This is a genomic window from Sphingomonas sp. DG1-23 (assembly GCF_030730875.1).
GTDB lineage: Bacteria > Pseudomonadota > Alphaproteobacteria > Sphingomonadales > Sphingomonadaceae > Sphingomonas.
In genome coordinates, this window is the sequence record NZ_JAVAMA010000001.1 from 46,416 (window position 1) to 65,838 (window position 19,423).

The 19,423-nt window shown below is 65.4% G+C and carries 12 protein-coding genes; 11 read left to right on the plus strand and 1 reads right to left on the minus strand.

Translation table 11 applies throughout. The features are described 5' to 3' along the window. The first annotated feature begins 347 nt into the window (after positions 1-347). The 9 genes from Q9Q95_RS00185 to Q9Q95_RS00225 all read left to right on the plus strand — a co-directional run bounded on the left by Q9Q95_RS00185 (position 348) and on the right by Q9Q95_RS00225 (position 15,381). The gene (locus Q9Q95_RS00185) at positions 348-3,287 is read left to right on the plus strand and encodes a TonB-dependent receptor (RefSeq protein ID WP_306093048.1); all 2,940 of its coding nucleotides are present in this window, start codon (positions 348-350) and stop codon (positions 3,285-3,287) included. 215 nt (positions 3,288-3,502) lie between these two features. Continuing rightward, positions 3,503-5,374: a rhamnogalacturonan lyase gene (locus tag Q9Q95_RS00190; RefSeq protein ID WP_306093049.1), complete on the plus strand. Its 1,872-nt coding sequence runs from the start codon at positions 3,503-3,505 to the stop codon at positions 5,372-5,374. Between the two features lie 103 nt (positions 5,375-5,477). Then, positions 5,478-6,680, plus strand: a complete 1,203-nt coding sequence (locus Q9Q95_RS00195) for a rhamnogalacturonan acetylesterase (protein ID WP_306093050.1) — start codon at positions 5,478-5,480, stop codon at positions 6,678-6,680. Positions 6,681-6,825: 145 nt separating this feature from the next. Then, the gene (locus Q9Q95_RS00200) at positions 6,826-8,283 is read left to right on the plus strand and encodes a glycoside hydrolase family 28 protein (RefSeq protein WP_306093051.1); all 1,458 of its coding nucleotides are present in this window, start codon (positions 6,826-6,828) and stop codon (positions 8,281-8,283) included. Between the two features lie 67 nt (positions 8,284-8,350). Beyond that, complete coding sequence (locus Q9Q95_RS00205) at positions 8,351-8,668, plus strand: L-rhamnose mutarotase (RefSeq protein ID WP_306093052.1); 318 nt, start codon at positions 8,351-8,353, stop codon at positions 8,666-8,668. Then, positions 8,665-11,652 (plus strand): beta-galactosidase, encoded by a 2,988-nt coding sequence (locus Q9Q95_RS00210; RefSeq protein ID WP_306093053.1) that lies wholly within the window; start codon positions 8,665-8,667, stop codon positions 11,650-11,652. Before Q9Q95_RS00205 ends, Q9Q95_RS00210 begins: the two co-directional genes overlap by 4 nt. Then, a complete protein-coding gene (locus tag Q9Q95_RS00215; protein ID WP_306093054.1) occupies positions 11,649-12,842 on the plus strand; it encodes a glycosyl hydrolase 53 family protein in 1,194 nt (397 codons plus the stop codon). The genes Q9Q95_RS00210 and Q9Q95_RS00215 overlap by 4 nt, the downstream gene beginning before the upstream one ends. Positions 12,843-12,877: 35 nt before the next feature. Beyond that, complete coding sequence (locus tag Q9Q95_RS00220) at positions 12,878-13,993, plus strand: glycoside hydrolase family 105 protein (protein ID WP_306093055.1); 1,116 nt, start codon at positions 12,878-12,880, stop codon at positions 13,991-13,993. Next, positions 13,993-15,381 carry a glycoside hydrolase family 28 protein gene (locus Q9Q95_RS00225; protein ID WP_306093056.1) on the plus strand — a complete coding sequence of 463 codons (1,389 nt, stop codon included), beginning with the start codon at positions 13,993-13,995 and terminating at the stop codon, positions 15,379-15,381. Before Q9Q95_RS00220 ends, Q9Q95_RS00225 begins: the two co-directional genes overlap by 1 nt. A gap of 96 nt (positions 15,382-15,477) precedes the next feature. On the opposite strand, the gene Q9Q95_RS00230 is transcribed toward Q9Q95_RS00225, so the two are convergent. Continuing rightward, on the minus strand, positions 15,478-16,782 hold the full coding sequence (locus Q9Q95_RS00230; protein WP_306093057.1) for an oligogalacturonate lyase family protein: 1,305 nt from the start codon (positions 16,780-16,782) through the stop codon (positions 15,478-15,480). Positions 16,783-16,883: 101 nt separating this feature from the next. Between Q9Q95_RS00230 and Q9Q95_RS00235 the strand changes: the two genes are divergently transcribed. After that, positions 16,884-18,416, plus strand: coding sequence for an MFS transporter (locus Q9Q95_RS00235; protein WP_306093058.1), 1,533 nt, complete (start codon positions 16,884-16,886; stop codon positions 18,414-18,416). Beyond that, positions 18,416-19,399: a glycoside hydrolase family 43 gene (locus Q9Q95_RS00240; RefSeq protein ID WP_306093059.1), complete on the plus strand. Its 984-nt coding sequence runs from the start codon at positions 18,416-18,418 to the stop codon at positions 19,397-19,399. Before Q9Q95_RS00235 ends, Q9Q95_RS00240 begins: the two co-directional genes overlap by 1 nt. Positions 19,400-19,423: the final 24 nt, after the last annotated feature.

The window sequence follows — 19,423 nt, forward strand, 5'->3', positions numbered from 1 at the left end:
GCGTCGTTTGCCGTCAAGATGACACCGCTGGACAAAAGCTGCAGCGCCGCGCAGATTTAGCGTCGGCGCGGCCCGACGTGCGCCTCGCCGCGATATGTGTCTCGACTGTGACCAAAACCCCACATGGATCGGGCAAATGGCAAAAGGGGGATTGGCGGACCGTTTCAGGTAAGTCATATATATTGGGAAATAAGAACAAGAAATGAGACTGACTGACGCGACAAGCGCAGCGGTCGGCAGGACAAGAGGAGGGGATCAGCATGAGGGTTGCATCGTATTCGCGTGTTCGCGGGGCCGGAATTTCAAGCGCCGCTCTAGCTGTCGCGCTGGCATGGATACCGGTGGCAATGGCACAGGACGCGTCTGCCGCCGACCCGGCCGCCCAGCAGAACGTCCCCCCAGACGAGAGCGAAATCGTCGTCCAGGGCTTCCGCGCCTCGCTCAACAGCGCGCTCAACCAGAAGCGCGAGGAGACCGCCGCGGTCGACTCGATCGTCGCCGAGGACATCGGCAAATTTCCCGACAGCAATCTCGCCGAATCGATGCAACGCGTCCCCGGCGTCGCCCTGTCGCGCGGCGATGGCGGCGAGGGCCGCAACATTTCGGTCCGCGGGCTCGGCGCGCAATTCACCCGCGTGCGGATCAACGGCATGGAAGGCACCGCGCAAACCGGCTCGTCGGATATTTACGGCGCCGGCAATTCCGGCCGCAGCTTCGATTTCAGCGTCTTTCCGACCGAGATTTTCTCGTCGTTGGCGGTGCGCAAGACCACGTCGGCCGATGTGGAAGAGGGCTCGCTCGGCGCGACCGTCGATCTCAACGCGCCCAAGCCGATGAATTTCGACAAGGACTTTGTCTTCTCGGCGACCGCGCGCGGCGTCTACAACACGATCAGCAAGAAGGTCGATCCGCGCGCTTCGCTGATCGTTTCCAAGAAGCTGAACGACAGCTGGGGCGTGCTTGCCTCGGTCGCCTATCAGAAGCGCCACGTCCGCGAAGTCGGCTATTCGGCGGTGGACGTCCTCTCGGCCAATGCGAACGGCCTCGACACCGACGGCAACGGCCCGATCCCGATCCTGCCTTATTGCACCCCGGTCGGCGGCTTCGTGCAGAACGGCGTGACCTATGTCAGTCCGACCACGGCGACCGCCAACAATGGGGTGAACATCGGCGCGAATGCAGCGAATTGCAGTGCGGGCAACCCGCGCACCAGCACCCAGGCTGCCTATGCTACCGTCTTCAACCTGCGTCGTGCCGATGCCGCCGCCATACCGGGCAGCGGCGCCTTCTTGCCGCGGCTGCCGCGCTACGTGAATTCCGAACAGGACACCAAGCGCATCGGCGGCACGCTCACCATCCAGTTCACGCCGGATGACGACACCGATATCAGCTTCGACATGCTCTATTCGCGCTATGACGTGGAGCGCCGCGACAATTATATCGCGGCCATGTCGTTCGGCCGGTTGGTCAACGAGCTCGGGCAGGCGACGGTTTCGGTGCGCGACATCGAATTCGACGAGAATGGCTCGCTGGTTTACGGCCTGTTCGACGGCGTCAATGTGCGCTCCGAAGGCTTGGTCGATCACTTCATCTCGGACTTCAAGCAGGGCAATCTGAACTTCCGCCACCGCTTCAACGACACGCTCGAGATCACCGGCCTGTTCGGCATCAACCAGTCGGTCTGGTGGGGTCCGAAGCGCTTCCAGACTTTCATGGACGCCATCCACACCGACGGCTTCTCGATCGACTTCCGCGACGGCGGCGCCACGCCGAAGATCGGCTTCGGGTTCGACGTGTCGAACCCGGCCAATTTCCTCTACGGGCCGCGCGCGAATGCCGCCGCGCCGGTGACCGGTGGCTTCAGCTTCCAGGGCAAGCCGTCCAAGGCGCAGACCGACAACGGCACCTTCGAACTCAACACGCTATGGAATGTCGATCAGGGCCTGAAGTTCAAGGTGGGCGGCCAGTATCGCGAAAGCGATTTCAACTCGTACAACCTCGCGCCCTATACCGCCGACCTGGCCATTCGCCCGCTTCCCGCGGGCACCAGTCTCGCCAGCATCACGCGCCAGATCAGCGGGCTCGACAATTTATGGGGCAACGGCGCGCCGGCCAGCTGGGCGGCGATCGATCCGGACAAATGGGACGCGCTCTTCGACCTCGATGCGGTGCGCTATTGCGACGTGGACTGCGGCGGCAGCCGTGCCCGCGTCCGCGAGGAGGTCAAGAGCGTCTATGCGATGGCGACCTTCAACACCGAAGGCCTGTTCCCGCTCACCCTGCGCGGCGATGTCGGCGTCCGCTACGTCCGCACCGACATGCTGGCCTCGGGCTATGTCCCGATCACCGCAGCATCCAGCCCCACCGGCACGCGCCGCGTCTATACGCAGGTCAACCGCGGCTATACCGACTGGCTGCCTTCCGCCAACGTGGTGTGGGAGATCAACCGTGATCTGTTCCTGCGCCTCGCAGCGGCGAAGGTGATGTCGCGTCCGGATCTCCCCAGCCTGACGCCGACGAGCAGCATCACGGCGACCACCCAGAGCGGTACGATCAACAATCCGTTCCTCGACCCGATCCGCGCCGATACTTTCGATGCCGCGCTGGAATGGTATTTCAAGCCGGGCTCGCTGCTGTCGGTCGCCTATTTCAAGAAGAACATCAAAACCTTCGTCCAGCGCATCACCAGCCGGATCCAGTTCAGCGAACTGGGTCTTCCGGCCGAGTTGCTGGCAGGGACGCCGTCGACTCCCGCGGACTTCTTCAACGTCAGCCAGCCGTTCAACACGCCGGGCGGGCCGCTGGAAGGCGTCGAAGTCAATGCGCAGGTGCAGCTCGATTTCCTGCCCGGCTTCCTCGGCAATTTCGGCGTGCTGGCGAATTACACCCACGTCACCTCGACGATCAATTACTGCCTCACCAGCGTGAACGGGGCCTGCACGGTCGGCACCACCGCCGATCTGATCGGACTGTCGAAGAACACCGCCAGCGGCACGCTGTTCTACGAAGACAGCAAGTTCAGCATCCGCGGCACCGCGAGCTATCGCGATCGGTACATCCGCGGCATCCCGGGGCCGGCCGGCAGCGACATCCAGGGCAATTCGCCGAACGTCTTCGTCGACGCCTCGGCCTCCTATGCGATCACCGACAATATCAAGGCGATCCTCGAGGTGCAGAACCTCACCGACGAGCGCAACAACCTGTATATCGACAGCACGCGCCGCGACACGCTGTTCCAGACCCGGATCGGACGGACGTTCAATTTCGGCGTGAACTTCCAGTTCTGAACCTTGCCTTCCGTGGGCCGCCGTTCGCGGCCGCCCACTTTTTTCGGGAGACCAGGCGAAAGCGGGCAGCGATCGAAGGATCGCGGCCCGTTTTCGCGTCGGGCGCCGGCACGGATATAATCCCGAAATGTAAATAGTCGTGCCATTTGTTGGGAGTTTGTTGACTCCATCCGGCTGCGGGGGCAGCTTGTCGAAAACAGATCGGGGAGAGGTTCATGCTGGCGGCACTGATCATCGCATCGGCGATCCCTGCGCCGGCGGCGCCGGCAGTGGCGGGACGGCAAATCGAGCGCCTCGATCGCGGGCTGGTCGCCGTGCCGGCGGCGGGCGGCGGCAATCAGGTCTCGTGGCGGTTGCTCGCCACCGACGCCAGAAGCGCACGCTTCACGCTCTATCGCGACGGCAAGCCGATCGCACGGGTCGGTGGCAGTCAGGCGACCAGCTTTCTCGACCGCGCCGGTACCGTCACCTCGCGTTATTCGCTCGCGGCAAAAGGCGCCGGCGCGCTCGCCTGGGCCAACGGCTATCTTGCGATCCCGCTCGACAAGCCTGCCGAGGGGCGCACTGGCGACGGCGAGACCTATGGCTATACCGCCAACGACGCTTCGGTCGGCGATCTCGACGGCGACGGACGCTATGAGCTGATCGTCAAATGGTATCCGACGATCGCCAAGGACAATGCCTTTTCGGGCTATACCGGCGTCACCTTGATCGACGCCTATACGCTCGAGGGCAGGAAGCTGTGGCGGATCAATCTGGGGCCAAACATCCGCTCGGGCGCGCATTACACCCAGTTCATGGTCTATGATCTCGACGGCGACGGCAAAGCCGAAGTTGCGATGAAGACTGCCGACGGCACGGTCGACGGCACCAACCACATGATCGGCGATCCGCATGCCAGCTGGACCAGCCGCGAAGGTGAAGTCGACATCGAGGACCGCACCGGCGCCAAGGTCCTGCCCGATGGGCGAAAGGTTTCCGAACTCAAGGGTCGCATCCTCAGGGGCCCCGAATATCTGACTGTATTCGACGGCACGACCGGCAGAGCGCTGGCCAGCGCGCCCTACGCACCCTCGCGCGGTCCAGGCGGCGACGACAATCCGGACTATGAGCGGATGAAGGCGGTCTGGGGCGATGGCTATGGCAACCGCTCCGAACGCTATCTGGCCGGGCTGGCCTATCTCGACGGGCACAGACCCAGCCTCGTCTTCGGACGCGGTTACTATGCCCGCTCGACCGTCGCCGCCTGGGATTATCGAAAGGGCGAGCTCCGCATGCGCTGGCTGTTCGACAGCGCAGTGCCGGGCAATGAAAAGTTCGGTGGTCAGGGCAACCATCAGCTCTCGGTCGCCGATGTCGACGGCGACGGGCGCGACGAGATATTCTACGGATCGATGGTGCTCGACGATGACGGCAAGGGCCTGTGGTCCTCGGGCCTCGGGCATGGCGATGCGATGCACTTGTCCGATCTCGACCCGACGCATCCGGGGCTCGAGAAGTTCGGCGTGCATGAGAATATGAAGATGAGCGGCAATCGCGGCGCGGCGATGCTCGATGCGAAGACCGGGGCGATCCTTTGGTCGACGCCGGCCGACAGGGATACCGGCCGCGGCATCGCGATCGACGTGGATCCGCGCCATGCGGGCGCCGAGGCTTGGGCGAGCAATTCGCGCGACCTTTATGATGCGAAGGGCAACGTCATTCCCGGCGGGCATCCGCGCGCGGCCAATTTCGGGATCTGGTGGGACGGCGACCGGCTGCGCGAGTTGCTCGACGGCAAGCGGATTTCCAAATGGGACTGGAACAATGGCACCGAGCAGATCCTGCTCGACCCGGCCGGCGCGGTCTCGAACAACGGCACCAAGGCGAACCCGTCGCTGTCCGCCGACATCATCGGCGACTGGCGCGAGGAACTGGCGGTGCCGAGCGCGGACAGCCGCGAGCTGCGCATCTACGCTACGCCCTACCCCACCAGCGAACGCATCGTGACGCTGATGCACGACCCGGTCTATCGGCTCGGAGTGGCGTGGCAGAACACCGCGTACAACCAGCCGCCACACACGTCGTATTTCCTGGGGGCGAAGTGAAATCCGTCATCCCGGCGAATGCCGGGATCGCATGCGGCAAACGGAGCCTGTTGTTACCCGAGATTCCGGCTTTCGCCAGGACGACGGATGAAGGAGTAGCTTGGTGCTACTGATCGCACTGCAGATGGCGATGACCCAGACCCCTCTCCGCTTCGACCTCGAACCGCCGAAACACGTCACCGGCCGCATCGCAGTGACGGCGGACAAGGCGTATGAGCAAGGCGGCTACGGCTATGAGCCGCAGCGCCGCGGCAAGGAATTCCTGTTCTCCGCCGCGTTGCCCGAGGGCAATTATCGAGTGACCGTAAGGCTGGGCGGACGCGTGACGGTGAAGGCCGAATCGCGTCGACTGATGCTGCGCGACATCACCACCAGACCGGGTCAGTACGTCACCGTCAGCTTCATCGTGAACGTCCGCGACGCCCGGCTCGTGCCACCTCCGGCCAATGCGCCGGGCGGCAGCGCGGTCAGGCTCAAGAGCCGCGAAGCGGAGAGCTATACATGGGACGACAAGCTCACGCTCGAATTCCTCGGCGATCCGCGGGTGGCCTCGATCGACATCGAGCCGGTCGCCGTGCCGACGATCTTTCTCGCGGGGGATTCGACCGTCACCGACCAGCGCTCCGAGCCCGCGGCGAGCTGGGGTCAGATGCTGACGGCGCTGTTCGAGCCGGACATTGCGGTCGCCAACCACGCCGAATCGGGCGAGACGCTCAAATCGTTCGTCACCGAATTGCGTTTCGACAAATTGCTGTCGCAGGTGAAGTCGGGCGACTGGCTGCTGATCCAGTTCGGCCATAACGATCAGAAGGTGCAGTGGCCGCAAACCTATGCCGACCCGCAAATCACCTATCCGGCATGGCTCAGGACCTATATCGCGGAAGCCCGCCGCCGCGGCGCGCATCCGGTGCTGGTGACCTCGCCCGAACGGCGCAACTATCAGGGCGACGGAACCGTGCGGCGGACATTGGCCGAATATGGCGAAGCCGCCCGAAGGGTTGCGCGCGAAGAACGGATTCCCCTGCTCGACCTGCAGGAGCGGACCGTCGCGCTGTACGAAGCCCTGGGTGACGCCAAGGCGGCGAACCTGTTCAATGATCGCGGCAAGGACCGTACGCACCATAATAATGCCGGCGCATGGTTTCTCGCCCGTGCGCTCGCCGCGGGGATTGCCGCGCAGATTCCCGAGCTCGCTGCGCACCTCAAGCCCGCCGCCCGTCGCTTCGACGCTGCCAATCCCGATCTCGACGAACGCTTTGTCGCCGCGAGCCTCGCGGAGAGCGACGTGCGGCCCGCGGGGAATTGATGGCGCACACCAATCCATCCTCCCCCGAAGGGGAAGGGGGACCGCGCAGCGGTGGAGAGATATTCTCCCCAAGCGATGCCGCCCGTGGAGATTACCCCTCCACCAAGCTGCGCTTGGTCCTTCTCCCCCTCCAGGAGAGGATCTGATGCGTACCGGCCACGTCTTCGACGTCCGCGACCATGGTGCGAAGGGCGACGGCGTCGCGCTCGATTCCCCTGCGATCAACGCCGCGATCCTCGCTGCCGAGGCTGCGGGCGGGGGCATGGTGATCCTGCCGCCGGGCGACTATCTCAGCTTCTCGATCCGCCTCAAGAGCCGCGTCACGCTGGTGCTCGAAAAGGGCGCCACCCTGATCGCCGCCGAGAAGGGCCCGCCAGGCGCCTATGACCTGCCCGAGGAACGCGGGCCCCAGCTCTATCAGGATTTCGGCCACAGCCATTGGCACAACAGCCTGATCTGGGCCGAACATGCCGAAGACATCGCGATCATCGGCAAGGGCCGGATCCTGGGGCTCGGGCTCACCCGCAACGGCCCTGGCACGCCGTGGAGCAAGCAGGCCGGCGAGCGGCCGCTGTCGATGGCGGCGATGCCCGCCGCCGAGGTCGGCAAACTCGAGCGCGATCGCGCGGCAATGCAGGGCATGGGCAACAAGGCGATCGCGCTGGCGCATTGCAAGCGCGTCAGGCTCGATGGCTTCACCTTGTTCAAGGGCGGCCATTTCGCTTTGCTCGCCAGCGAAGTCGACGGGATCGACATCTCCGATCTCCATATCGACACCAATCGCGACGGGCTCGATCTGGATTGCGTCCGCGATGCCCGGGTCGTGCGCTGCCGGGTCAACACGCCCAATGACGACGCGATCGTGCTCAAGACCAGCCTGGGGCTCGGCAGGCGCTCGGCCTGCGAGGACATCGAGATCCGCGACTGTCAGGTCAGCGGGTTCGATCTGGGCACGATGCTCGACGGCACCCGCCAGCGCACCCAGGAGCTTTCGCCCGACCGCGACCGCGTCACCGGGCGGATCAAGCTCGGCACCGAAAGCAATGGCGATTTCCGCCGCATCCGCATCGCCAATTGCCGCTTCGAACGCAGCCGCGGGCTCGCGCTGGAGACGGTCGACGGGGGCGTGATCGAGGATGTTCTCGCCGAGAATATCGCAATGGCCGACGTGACCACCGCCCCCTTGTTCCTCCGCCTCGGCGCGCGGCTGCGCGGGCCCGAGGGGATTCGCCCCGGCGCGATGCGCAATGTCGAGATCCGCGGGTTGAAGGCGACGGGGATCGACCCGCGCTTCGCCGCGATCCTCGCGGGATTGCCCGGCAACCCGATCGAATGCGTTCAACTCCGCGACGTGGACCTGTCGTTCCGCGGCGTCTTTTCGGGGCCGGTGCCGGCCAGCCCGCCCGAATTGGCCGACGCCTATCCCGAACCGAGCATGTTCGGCCCCACCCCGGCCTGGGGTTTCTGGGCGCGGCATGTGGCGGGGCTGGACGTCAAGAAGCTCCGCCTCAGCCGCGAAGCTGGCGATCGTCGCCCGCCCATATTGCTCGACGACGCCCATGGGCGGGCCGAGGACGCACAATATTGGCCCGATGCGGTTTGACGCGACGCCCGCAAACGACTACCATATGTTGCATATAGTTCCCATATAATGGATGTCGGGAGAGGGCATGACCACCACGCACGCATTCAGGATGCAGCTGAAGCCCGGCACCGCGGACGCGTACAAGGCGCGGCACGATGCGATTTGGCCCGAGCTGGCCGAATTGCTCCATCATAGCGGCATCCGCGATTATTCGATCTTCCTCGACGAAGAGACGTGCGCGCTGTTCGCCGTGCTCAAGCTGACCGACGACAATGCGCGCGACGCACTGCCCGAGCATCCGGTGATGCGGAAATGGTGGGATTACATGGCCCCGCTGATGGAGGTCGAGCCGGACAACAAGCCGAAGGAATGGGTCCTCAAGCCAGTGTTCCACCTCGCATGATCCGCGCGGCCCTCGCCGCCGCCGTGGCGCTCTCCGCCCCCGCCGCCGCGCAGGAGGCCCGGCAGACCGCCAATTTCGACGCGCCGGTCAAGAGCTTCGGCCGGGTTTCGTACGATGCGCGCTCGCTGATGATCGACGGCAAGCGCACGATCATCTGGTCGAGCGAGATGCACGCGTTCCGCCTGCCCTCGCCCGATCTGTGGCGCGACGTGCTCCAGAAGATGAAGGCGAGCGGGTTCAACACCGTCGCATTCTATTTCGACTGGGGGTTCCACAGCCCGAAAAAGGGCGTCTACGATTTCAGCGGCATCCGCGACATCGATCGCCTGCTGACCATGGCCGAGGAAGAGGGCCTGTGGGTGATCACCCGGGCCGGGCCCTATGTGAATGCCGAGCTCACCCGGGGCGGCTTCCCCGGCTGGCTGGTCAATCAGCGCGGCCGCGCGCGCACCGACGATCCCGAATATCTCTCCGCGTCGGACGAGTGGCTGACCAAGGTCAACGCGATCATCGCGCGCCACCAGATCAACGGCGACGGCAAGGGCCATAAGGGCAACGTCATCCTCCACCAGATCGAAAACGAGCTGGCGCTGACCACTCCGGCGCAGCGCCGCTACATGGATCACCTCTATGCCAAGGCGCTCGCCGACGGCATCAACGTGCCGATCTTCCACAACGATCAGGGCCGCAACGGCTATTGGGTGCCCGAGGACAGCAAGGTCGAGAAGACCGTTGCCGGCCCCAACGACCTGTATGCCTTCGACGGCTATCCCGGCGGCACCTGCACCGTCGAGGGGAAGCCTACCCGCGGCAGCGCGGCGCCCGACTGGGGCTATTACGGCCCCGGCGGCGCCAAGGGCGGCGCCTCGGCCTCGCCCAACACGCCGGGCTTCCTCGCCGAGTTCGGCGGTGGCTGGTTCGATTATTGGGGCTCGAACGGCGGCTACGAATGCAACGCGATCCAGCGCGGGCGCCGCTTCCAGCGGGTGTTCTACGGCACCAATCTCGCCAACGGCATCCAGATCCAGAGCTTCTATATGGGGTTCGGCGGGACGAGCTGGGGCTGGCTGCCGGCGCCGGTGGTGTTCACCAGCTATGATTATGGCGCCGCCTTCTCCGAGACCCGCGAGGTGCGCCCCAAGGCCGAGGAACTGAAGCAGCTCGGCGGGCTGATCGCCGCGGTGCCCGATCTCGCCGGGATGGTGCCGGCGGGACCGGTCGAGATCTCGACCGACAAGGTGCAAGTCTATCACAACAAGAACCCCGAAACCGACGCGCGCTTCCTGCTGGTCACCCACAAGCCGTCCAACGTCCAGACCAGCGACCGCTTCAGCTTCACGGCGAACCTGCCCGACGGCCGCTACACGCTTCCGATGCAGCTCGACGGGTTCGACGCCAAATGGCTGATCGCCGGCGTCGATCTCGGCGGGCAGCGGCTGGTCTATTCGACGTCCGAGCTGCAGACGATCCTCAAGCAGGACGATCGCGACGTCGCACTGCTCTATGGCCGCGCGGGCGAGGCCGGCGAGACCGTGCTGCGCTATACGAGCGCCCCGAAGGTCGCCGTGCTCGAAGGCGGCGCGACTTCGGCATTCGATGCGGCCAAGGGCGATCTCAAGCTCAATTACGCGCACCGTGGGCTGACCCGAATTCGCATCAGCGGCGGCGGGCGGCCCGAACTGTTGCTGCTGATCGGCGACGAGGCCGAGGGCGCGAGATTCTGGCACATTGGCGAAACGCTGGTGCGCGGGCCGGCGCTGCTCCGTGCGGCGAAATTCAAGGGTGGCAGCCTCGCGCTCACCGGCGACACGCGCGAACCGACACCACTCGAGCTATGGGCACCCGCCGGCATCCGCAGCGTGACGTGGAACGGGGCGAAGGTCGCGACCGTTCGCACCCTATCGGGCAGCGCGGCAGCGACGGCCAGCCTGCCGGCCCCGGTCGAATTCTCGGTTCCTGCGCTGACCGACTGGCGCGTCGCGGCGGGGTCGCCCGAGGCCGATCCGAAATTCGACGATCGCGATTGGGCCAAGATCGACAACCGCGCCTACGCCAGCATCACCGCGCGCGCCGACGGTCAGCCCAACATGCTGATGGACGCCTATGGCTTCCACGAGGGCGATGTCTGGTATCGCGGGCGCTTCGCCGGCACCCCCGATGCCGAGCGGCTCAAGCTCCATTACGGCGCCGGCGGCTCGGGGCTGGTCCAGGTGTTCCTCGACGGCAGACTGATCGGGCAGGACGAGATCCCCGCCGGTCTCCCGCGTCCCCTCACCACCGGTGCGCCCAGCTTCGCGCTGCCCGAGGCCGCGCGCGCGCCGGGCGAGCACGTCCTGTCGGTGATGGTGCGCAACAACGGGCATAATTGGGACCTCGACGCCGACGATTTCCACAAGGAAGCGCGCGGCCTCGTCTCGGCATCGATCGAACCGGTCGCCGGACCGAGCTTCGCGGTGCCGATCGCATGGCGGATCAACGGCCGCGGCGAGGATCTCCCCGATCCGGTACGCGGAGTGGCCAATAATGGCGGCCTCGATGGCGAGCGCCGCGGCTGGCATCTCCCCGGCTTCGACGATCGCGGCTGGAAATCGGCGCGCATTCCCGCCGCACAGGCCGTGGCGGGCACCAGCTGGTATCGCACCGGCTTCGACCTCGCGGTGCCCAAGGGGCAGGACGCCACGATCGGTCTCGCCTTTGGCGACACCGGCAAGCCGCGTTCGAGCGTCGCCTATCGGGTGCTGATCTTCGTCAATGGCTGGAACATGGGGCAGTTCATCGCGCATGTCGGCCCGCAGCGTGTCTTCCCGATCCCCGAAGGCATACTCAACCATCGCGGCCGCAATCATATCGCGCTGGCGGTGACCAGCGACGGCGCGCCCGGCAATGCGCTGGAGGCAGTCAAATTGGTGACGTTGCGCAACGTGCGCGGCGGGCTGCCGGTGCGGACGGTGCCGGCGCCTGCTACTCCGGCGGAACTCAAGTGAAGCTGAGCCGTCGGGAGACGATCGGTGCCGGCGCGTTCGGCGTGGCGAGTCTGGCTGCGCCGGCGCAGGCAAAGTCCGGCGCACGGCCCTGGCCCTATCTGATCGGCGCCGACATTTCGTGGGTGCCCGAGGACGAGGCGGCGGGCGCGACCTACTATCTGGACGGGACGCGCAAGGACCCGCTTGAGATCTTCCGCGAGGCCGGCTTCAACGCGCTCAAGCTGCGGCTCTTCGTCGATCCCGCCAAGGGCTATTCGAAAGGCAATCCCGGCGGGCCGTGGTGCGGGCTCGACCAGATCATCGACTTCTCGAAGCGGATCAAGGCGGCCGGCTTCCACCTTTCGACGACGCTGCATTATTCGGATACCTGGGCCGATCCGCAGCATCAGGAGAAGCCGGCGGCCTGGGCCGATCTTCCGTTCGCCAAGCTGGTCGACACTGTCCATCGCTACACCGCCGATACCTTCGCCGCACTGAAGGCGGCAGGCGCCGCGCCCGATCTGGCGATCCTCGGCAACGAGACCACGTTCGGCATGCTCTGGCCCGAGGGCCGCGTGCCGCTGACCATTGCGACCGGCAATCCGCAGACCGATGCGGTGCACATGAACGTGGCCGGTGCGGGCGGCTATGACCGGTTCGCGGCTTTGCTCAAGGCCGGGGTCTCGGCGACGCGCGACGCGCTGCCCGGCGTGCCGCTCGCGCTGCACAACCATCTCGGCCGGCACTGGCCGATCGTCCGCCACTGGACCGACAGCCTGCTGGAGCGCGGGGTGGATTTCGATGCGCTCGGCTTCTCCTGCTACCAGCAGGCCGCGGAAGGCGATTGGGAACGCAGCTTTGCCGAATTCACGCGGCGCTATCCCGACAAGGGCTTCTTCGCGATCGAATATTCGTCGCGCAAACGCTACGTCAACGATCTCGTCCATGCGCATCCGAACGGATGGGGCAGCTATATCTGGGAGCCGACCCGGCATCAGGAAGCGATCTTCCTGAAAGACGGAGTCAGTGCGGGAGAGGGCCCGCGGCCGAACCTGCTCTCGCAAGGCATCAACGGCGCCGAGGCGCCGGGCGCCGCGCCTGCCCCGCCGGCACCGCGCAAGCCCCGCGACCATGGCGGGCGCTATGACGCCGATCCGACCTTCATTCGCCTCTACCAAAAGATGGCGAAGGACTATGGGGTCATGAAGTGACTCGCCCCCACCCTATCGAACGCAGGAGACATTAATTGGCCGCCCTCACCCACGACGTTCCGCGCAGCGAGATCACGTCGAAGATCGACCTGCTGATGGACAATCTCGTCAACATCAAGGACGAGACCGGCGAGTTCCTGCTTCATCTCGAGGACGGCCGGATCATCGACACCAAGGGCTGGGCCGGCTGGGAATGGACGCACGGCGTCGGCCTGTTCGGGATGTGGCGCTATTACGAGCAGACCGGCGACGACAAAGCGCTGCACATCGTCAAGCAATGGTTCGAGGACCGCTTCGCGGAGGGCACGCCGACCAAGAACATCAATACGATGGCGCCGTTCATCACGCTCGCCTACCTCTATGAGCACGAGCCTGATCCGCGCTATCTGCCCTATCTCGACACCTGGGCCGAATGGCTGATGGCGCCCGACGGGCTGCCCAAGACCGAGGAAGGCGGGTTTCAGCACATCGTCTTCAACGACGAGAATCCCGGCGAATTATGGGACGACACGTTGATGATGTCGGTGCTGCCGCTTGCCAAGATCGGGCTGCTGCTCAATCGGCCGCATTATGTCGAGGAGGCGAAGCGCCAGTTCCTCGTCCACATCAAATATCTGTTCGACCGCAAGACCGGGCTGTGGTTCCACGGCTGGGACTTCAACGGCCGGCACAATTTCGCCGAGGCGCTTTGGGCGCGCGGCAATTGCTGGGTGACGATCGCGATCCCCGAGATCATCGAGATCCTCGATCTTTCCGAGGGCGACGCCTTCCGCACCTTCCTGATCGACACGCTCGCCGCGCAAGTGAAGACGCTCGCCGGGACGCAGGATGCCGAAAGCGGGTTGTGGCACACGCTGATCATGGATCCGACGTCGTACCTCGAAGCCTCGGCCACCGCCGGCTTCGCTTATGGCATTCTGAAGGGCGTGCGGAAGGGCTATCTGCCGCGCGAATATGAGCAGGTCGGGATCAAGGCAGTGCGCGGCGTGCTGGCGAATATCGACCCGGCGGGCGAGCTCCAGCAGGTCAGCTTCGGCACTGCGATGGGCGACAGCATGCAATTCTACAAGGATATCCGCCTGACCTCGATGCCCTATGGCCAGAGCCTCGCGATCTGCGCGCTGGGCGAGTTCCTGCGGACCTATATCTGATGCTGGGACGGCGCGACCTGCTCGCCGGCGGAGTCGCGCTGCCGTTGCTCGCCGCGTCCCCCGTCCGGGCGGGGATCGTGCGGCACTGGAGCGTGCGGGTGACCGCCCCGTTCGACATGCCGGCGATCGAGATCCCCGATTTCGGGGCGGCGCGCGGCTTTCCGATCACCGAATATGGCGCGAAGCCGGACGACCAGCGCGCCAACCAGCGCGCGATCGGCGATGCGATCGCCGCGGCCTCTGCCGCGGGCGGCGGCCGGGTGGTGGTACCGACGGGGATCTGGGCAACGGGGCCGATCCACCTGCGCAGCAATATCGAGCTGCATCTCGAAAAGGGCGCGACGCTCGCATTCTCGCCTCACCCCGCCGATTACCTCCCCGCGGTGCCGACGAGCTGGGAAGGCGTGGAGTGCCTCAATTATTCACCTCTGGTCTATGCCTATGATTGCGACAATGTCGCGATCACCGGCGAAGGCGTTCTGCTCGCGCGGCTCGACATCTGGGCGGTGTGGTATGCGCGGCCCAAGCCGCACATGGATGCGCTGGTCGAACTCTATCAGATGGCGCGCAAGGGCGTGCCGGTGTCGCAACGCGACATGACCACAGGCGAGGCCAATCTCCGCCCGCATTTCATCCAGTTCAATCGCTGCCGGCACGTGCTGATCGAAGGCGTGCAGATCCGGAACAGCCCGTTCTGGACGATCCACCCCTATCTCTGCCGCGACGTGGTGATCCGCGGAGTGCGCATCGAAGCGCACGGCCACAACAATGACGGCGTCGATCCCGAGATGAGCCAGAATGTGCTGATCGAAGGCTGCGTGTTCGATCAGGGCGACGATGCCGTCTCGGTAAAATCGGGCCGCGACCATGACGGCTGGCGGCTGAAGACGCCCGCGCGCAACGTGGTGATGCGCAATTGCCGGGTGAAGAACGGCCATCAATTGATGGCGATCGGCAGCGAGCTTTCGGGCGGGATCGAGAATGTCTTCGTCGACGATTGCCATTTCGATGCGACGGAATCGGGCGCGAAGAGCAGCATCCAGAACATCCTGTTCGTCAAGACCAACGAACGCCGCGGCGGCTATGTGCGCAACGTGCATCTGTCCAACGTCAGCGCGACTGCGGTCGCCGGCGGCGTGCTCAGCGTCGACACCGACGTGCTGTATCAGTGGCGGACGCTGACGCCGACCTATGACCGGCGGCTGACGCCGATCGCGGGGTTGCACGTCAGCGACGTGCGCGTGGCGGAGGCCAGGTTCATCGCGGAGATCAAGGGCCAGGCCGGACGCCCGGTGCGTGACGTTAGCTTGAAGCGCGTGAAGGTGGCCAAGGTGACCGGAACGCCGGTGTCCGGCGAGCATGTCGTGGGGATGCGGGTGGAGGACTGAAAACTCCTTCCCGAGTAGTCTCGGGAGGGGGACCAGCCGCAGGTCCACCAGCTTCGCTGATCCCCCTCCCCCAGCAAGCTGGGGGAGGAATTGAGGCTATTTCGTCTTCGCCACCTCCACCGCATAGACGTGGTTCGCCCCCTCGAAATTGGCGCGGAAGACGATCCATTTGCCGTCGGGGGTGAAGGTCATGTTGGGCTCGAGCCGGTAATCGTGCTTGCGCATGTCGACCAGCTTCTCGGTGTCGAACGTCCCCGGTGCGATCAAGGTCTCCGCCCCCGGCGCGTGGATGCCGGCGACGTCGGGAATGTCCCTGGGCGTGAACAGATAGAGATACTTGCCGTCGGGGGCGTGCGCGACCATCTCGCTGTCGCCGCCGTCGCCGGAGAATAATTTGCCGTCGGGCGACTGGTTGAAATGCACCGACCAATGGTTGCGCTCGACATTGTACCAGCGGCGCTTGCCGCTGGTCAGGTCGTAGCCGGCGAGCCAGAACACCTGCCCGCGCGGAGTCTGGAGATCGTACCAGATCGTCTTGCCGTCGGGCGCGAAGAATTCGTGCCCGGCAATCTCCATGTTCATCGTGCGGGTGTGGACGAGGCGCTTGCCGGTGCCGTCGGCGCGGATCGTCCAGATCCGGTCGACCTTGTGCCACGGGCCTTCGTGGCAATACAGAATCTGCTGCGGGTCGGTCGGCGAGAACTGGATATGGTTGAGCCAGTCGGTCGAGGCGGTGACCACCTTGCGCACGCCGGTCTTCACGTCGATCGTGAAGATCTCCATCGGGATCCTCGCCTCGAGCCGCTCGTTGAGCCGGACCTCCTTGGCCTCGGCATAGGTCATCGGCCGGCCATCGGGCCAGTTGGCGGCGTATTGCGCCTGATCGAAGCGCTTGTTGTCGCCGGGCTTCGCGCCGGGCTGGAGCGGCCGGTCGGTCTCGGCCCATTGACCGAGCAGCAGGGTCTCGTCGGCGTTGATCGAGCCGATAAAGCCTTGCGCGATCTCGGCGATCTTCCGCACCTTGCCGCTGTCCACGTCGACCGCGAAGATCGTCGAGGGCCCGCCATCGGGTCCGCGCCGCTGGTAATATGCCGTCCGCGTCTTGCGCCCGGTGAACAGCAGGATCGCGCCCTGCGCCTTAACCAGCGGCGTCATTTCCCAGGTCTTCAGATCGACCACCGAAATGCCCCCGGGGACCGACACCACCATCTTGTCGCCCTGCGGGGTGTAACTGTTCTGATGGAAATAGAGGCTCGCCGTCCCCGCCTCGCGGCTGATCCGGATCACCTTGTGCCCGGTGAGCTTGTCGACCCATTCCGCCGCCGGATCGGCGTGCGCCGCGCCCGCCAGCAGCAAGGCCGCCGCCGCGAGGCTCTGGCAAATCAGGCGTCCCCGCCGCATCCTCTGTCTCCCGCCGACTTGATGTTGTTCCACATATCATGATAGCCGTTCAAAATATGGAGTAAAGAACAGGCTTGGCCTGTCGCCCGAGAGGAACCTTGATGGCCACCAGCGCACCCGCGCCCAGCCCTTCCGCCCAGCGCCCCGTCCGCCTGATCAACTATCTCGCCTACGGCTCGAACGACGTGCTCGGCGCGGGCTCGATGGCGGTGATCTCGGGCTGGGTCCTGTTCTTCTACACCAGTTTCTGCGGGCTCGATGCGTGGCAGGCAGGGCTGATCTTCCTCGTCGCGCGGGTGCTCGACGCGATCGCCTCGCCGATCATCGGCCACATCTCCGACAATATGGGCGAGACCCCGCTCGGCCGCCGGTTCGGGCGGCGGCGCTTCTTCATCCTCGCAGCGATCCCCCTGCTCCCCAGCTTCGCGATCATGTGGATCGCCGGCCAGGGCTTCTGGTATTATCTGGTCACCTACGTCCTGTTCGAGCTGGTCTACGCGATGGAGATCATCCCGTACGAGACCCTCGCCGCCGAGATGGGCAAGGACTTCAAGACCAAGGCCAAGTTCGCCACCACCCGCATCCTGTTCGCCCAGGCGAGCGCGATCCTCGCCGGCTTCCTGCCCGGCTGGCTGATCGAGGCGCTGGGCAAGGACAGCGCCGACACCTTCCTCTATATGGGCATATTGTTCACCGCCTTGTTCATGCTCGCGGCCGGCCTGCTCTTCCTGTTCAGCTGGGAGCGCCCCGCCTCCGAAGTCGCGGCACTGCGCCCGACCGGCGACCAGCAGCCGAGCGTCGGATCGGCGGTGAAGGCGCTGTACCGCAACCTGTTCTCGACCTTCCGGATCCGCGCCTTTCGGCTGCATCTCGGCATGTATCTGGGCGGCTATATCAGCCAGGACGTATTCAACGCCGCCTTCACCTTCTTCGTGGTGTTCGCGCTCGCCGGATCGATCAGCATCGCCTCGTCGCTGCTCGGCACGATGTACATCGTCCAGTTCGTTGCGGTGGCGATCGCCAGCTATGTCGCGCTGCGCAAATCGCCGTCGCGCGCCTATCAGCTCGCCGCGATCAGCTTCGCGATCGGCGTGGTCGCCTTGCTGGTGCTGTGGAACGCCGGCGTGCGTTCGACCGACGCCCTGATCTGGGTGCCCATCGTCCTCGCCGGACTCGGCCGCGGCGCGCTCAACTACATCCCGTGGGCGACCTATAATTACATGGCCGATGTCGACGAGATCGTCACCGGCCGCCGCCGCGAGGGCGCGTTCGCCGGGGTGATGACCTTCGTCCGGAAAATGACTCAATCGGCAGCGGTGTTCGGCGTCACCAGCATCATGAGCTGGGGCGGCTTCGTCTCCAAGGCCAAGACGCAGAGCCCGGAGGCGATCCACACGCTGGCGATGGTGCTCGGGATCGGCACGATCGCCGTGCTGGCATGCGGGATCCTCGTTTCGCTGCGCTTCAAGCTCAATTCGGCGACGCACGACGTGCTGATGGCCGAGATCGACCGCTTGAAAGCGGGCGACACCAATCCGCCGACGCCGGAGACCCGCGCGATCGTCGAGGACCTCACCGGCTGGAAATACGAGCAGCTCTGGGGCAACAACCCGGTCGCCGGAGTCCGGCGCTGATGCTGCTCGCGGCGCTGGCACTGTTGGGCCAGACCGCGCCGGTGCCTCTGTTCCGCGATCCGGTGCATGACGGCGCCGCCGACGCCTCGACCGTCCACGATCCCAGGACCGGTGAATGGGTGATGTTCTACACCAATCGCCGCGCCGACCTGAAACTCGCCGATCCGAAGGACGTCAGCTGGGTCCACGGCACCGCGATCGGGGTCGCGCGATCGAAGGACGGCGCGAAATGGCGCTATTCGGGCACCGCGGCGATCCCCGAAAGCTGTACCGGCGCGACCCTGTGGGCGCCCGAGGTCCAGCGTTTCGGCGGCAAATGGCACATGTGGCTGACGGTGGTGCCGGGCGTGTTCAAGGATTGGAACGCGCCGCGCTTCCTCGTCCATCTGACCAGCCCCGACCTGAAGCGCTGGGAGTGCGGCAAGCGAGTCGAATTGGGCTCGGACCGAATCATCGACGCGAGCGTGCTGGCGCCGCCGCAGGGCGGCTACCGGATGTGGTTCAACGACGAGCGGATGGGCAAGGCGATTCGCTGGGCCGACAGCACCGACCTCGAGCATTGGACCGTGCGCGGCACCGCGGTGGCCACGCCCGGTGAAGGCCCCAAGGCGTTTCGCTGGCGCGGGCGCTGGTGGCTGATCAGCGATGCGTGGAAAGGCCTGCTGGTCCAGCATTCGTCCGACGGCGCGCACTGGACCGCGCAGCCCGGGCATCTCGGCGGCGAACCGGGCACACGGCCGACCGACCGCGCCAAGGTCCAGCATCCCGACGTTATCGTATCGGGCGACCGGACGTATCTGATCTATTTCGTCCACCAGTCGGGCGAGCCCGAGGCGAAGACGGATCCCGATTGGGGCCGCCGCACCGTGCTGCAGGTGGCGGAGTTGCTGGAGAAGGATGGGGTGATCACGATCGATCGCAGCACGCCGGTGCAAATCCGGCTCAAACCGCCGCGCGCCGTGCGCGAGAAGGTTGACCGATAGCCGCAGACTGTGGCAGTCGCCCCG

What these genes read in the sequence shown, in the direction of transcription:
- Q9Q95_RS00240 (WP_306093059.1), top strand. Translation starts at nt 18,416, where the DNA reads ATGCTGCTCGCGGCGCTGGCACTGTTGGGCCAGACCGCGCCGGTGCCT.
- Q9Q95_RS00190 (WP_306093049.1), top strand. Translation starts at nt 3,503, where the DNA reads ATGCTGGCGGCACTGATCATCGCATCGGCGATCCCTGCGCCGGCGGCG.
- Q9Q95_RS00205 (WP_306093052.1), top strand. Translation starts at nt 8,351, where the DNA reads ATGACCACCACGCACGCATTCAGGATGCAGCTGAAGCCCGGCACCGCG.
- Q9Q95_RS00230 (WP_306093057.1), bottom strand. Translation starts at nt 16,782, where the DNA reads ATGCGGCGGGGACGCCTGATTTGCCAGAGCCTCGCGGCGGCGGCCTTG.
- Q9Q95_RS00200 (WP_306093051.1), top strand. Translation starts at nt 6,826, where the DNA reads ATGCGTACCGGCCACGTCTTCGACGTCCGCGACCATGGTGCGAAGGGC.
- Q9Q95_RS00210 (WP_306093053.1), top strand. Translation starts at nt 8,665, where the DNA reads ATGATCCGCGCGGCCCTCGCCGCCGCCGTGGCGCTCTCCGCCCCCGCC.
- Q9Q95_RS00235 (WP_306093058.1), top strand. Translation starts at nt 16,884, where the DNA reads ATGGCCACCAGCGCACCCGCGCCCAGCCCTTCCGCCCAGCGCCCCGTC.
- Q9Q95_RS00225 (WP_306093056.1), top strand. Translation starts at nt 13,993, where the DNA reads ATGCTGGGACGGCGCGACCTGCTCGCCGGCGGAGTCGCGCTGCCGTTG.
- Q9Q95_RS00185 (WP_306093048.1), top strand. Translation starts at nt 348, where the DNA reads ATGGCACAGGACGCGTCTGCCGCCGACCCGGCCGCCCAGCAGAACGTC.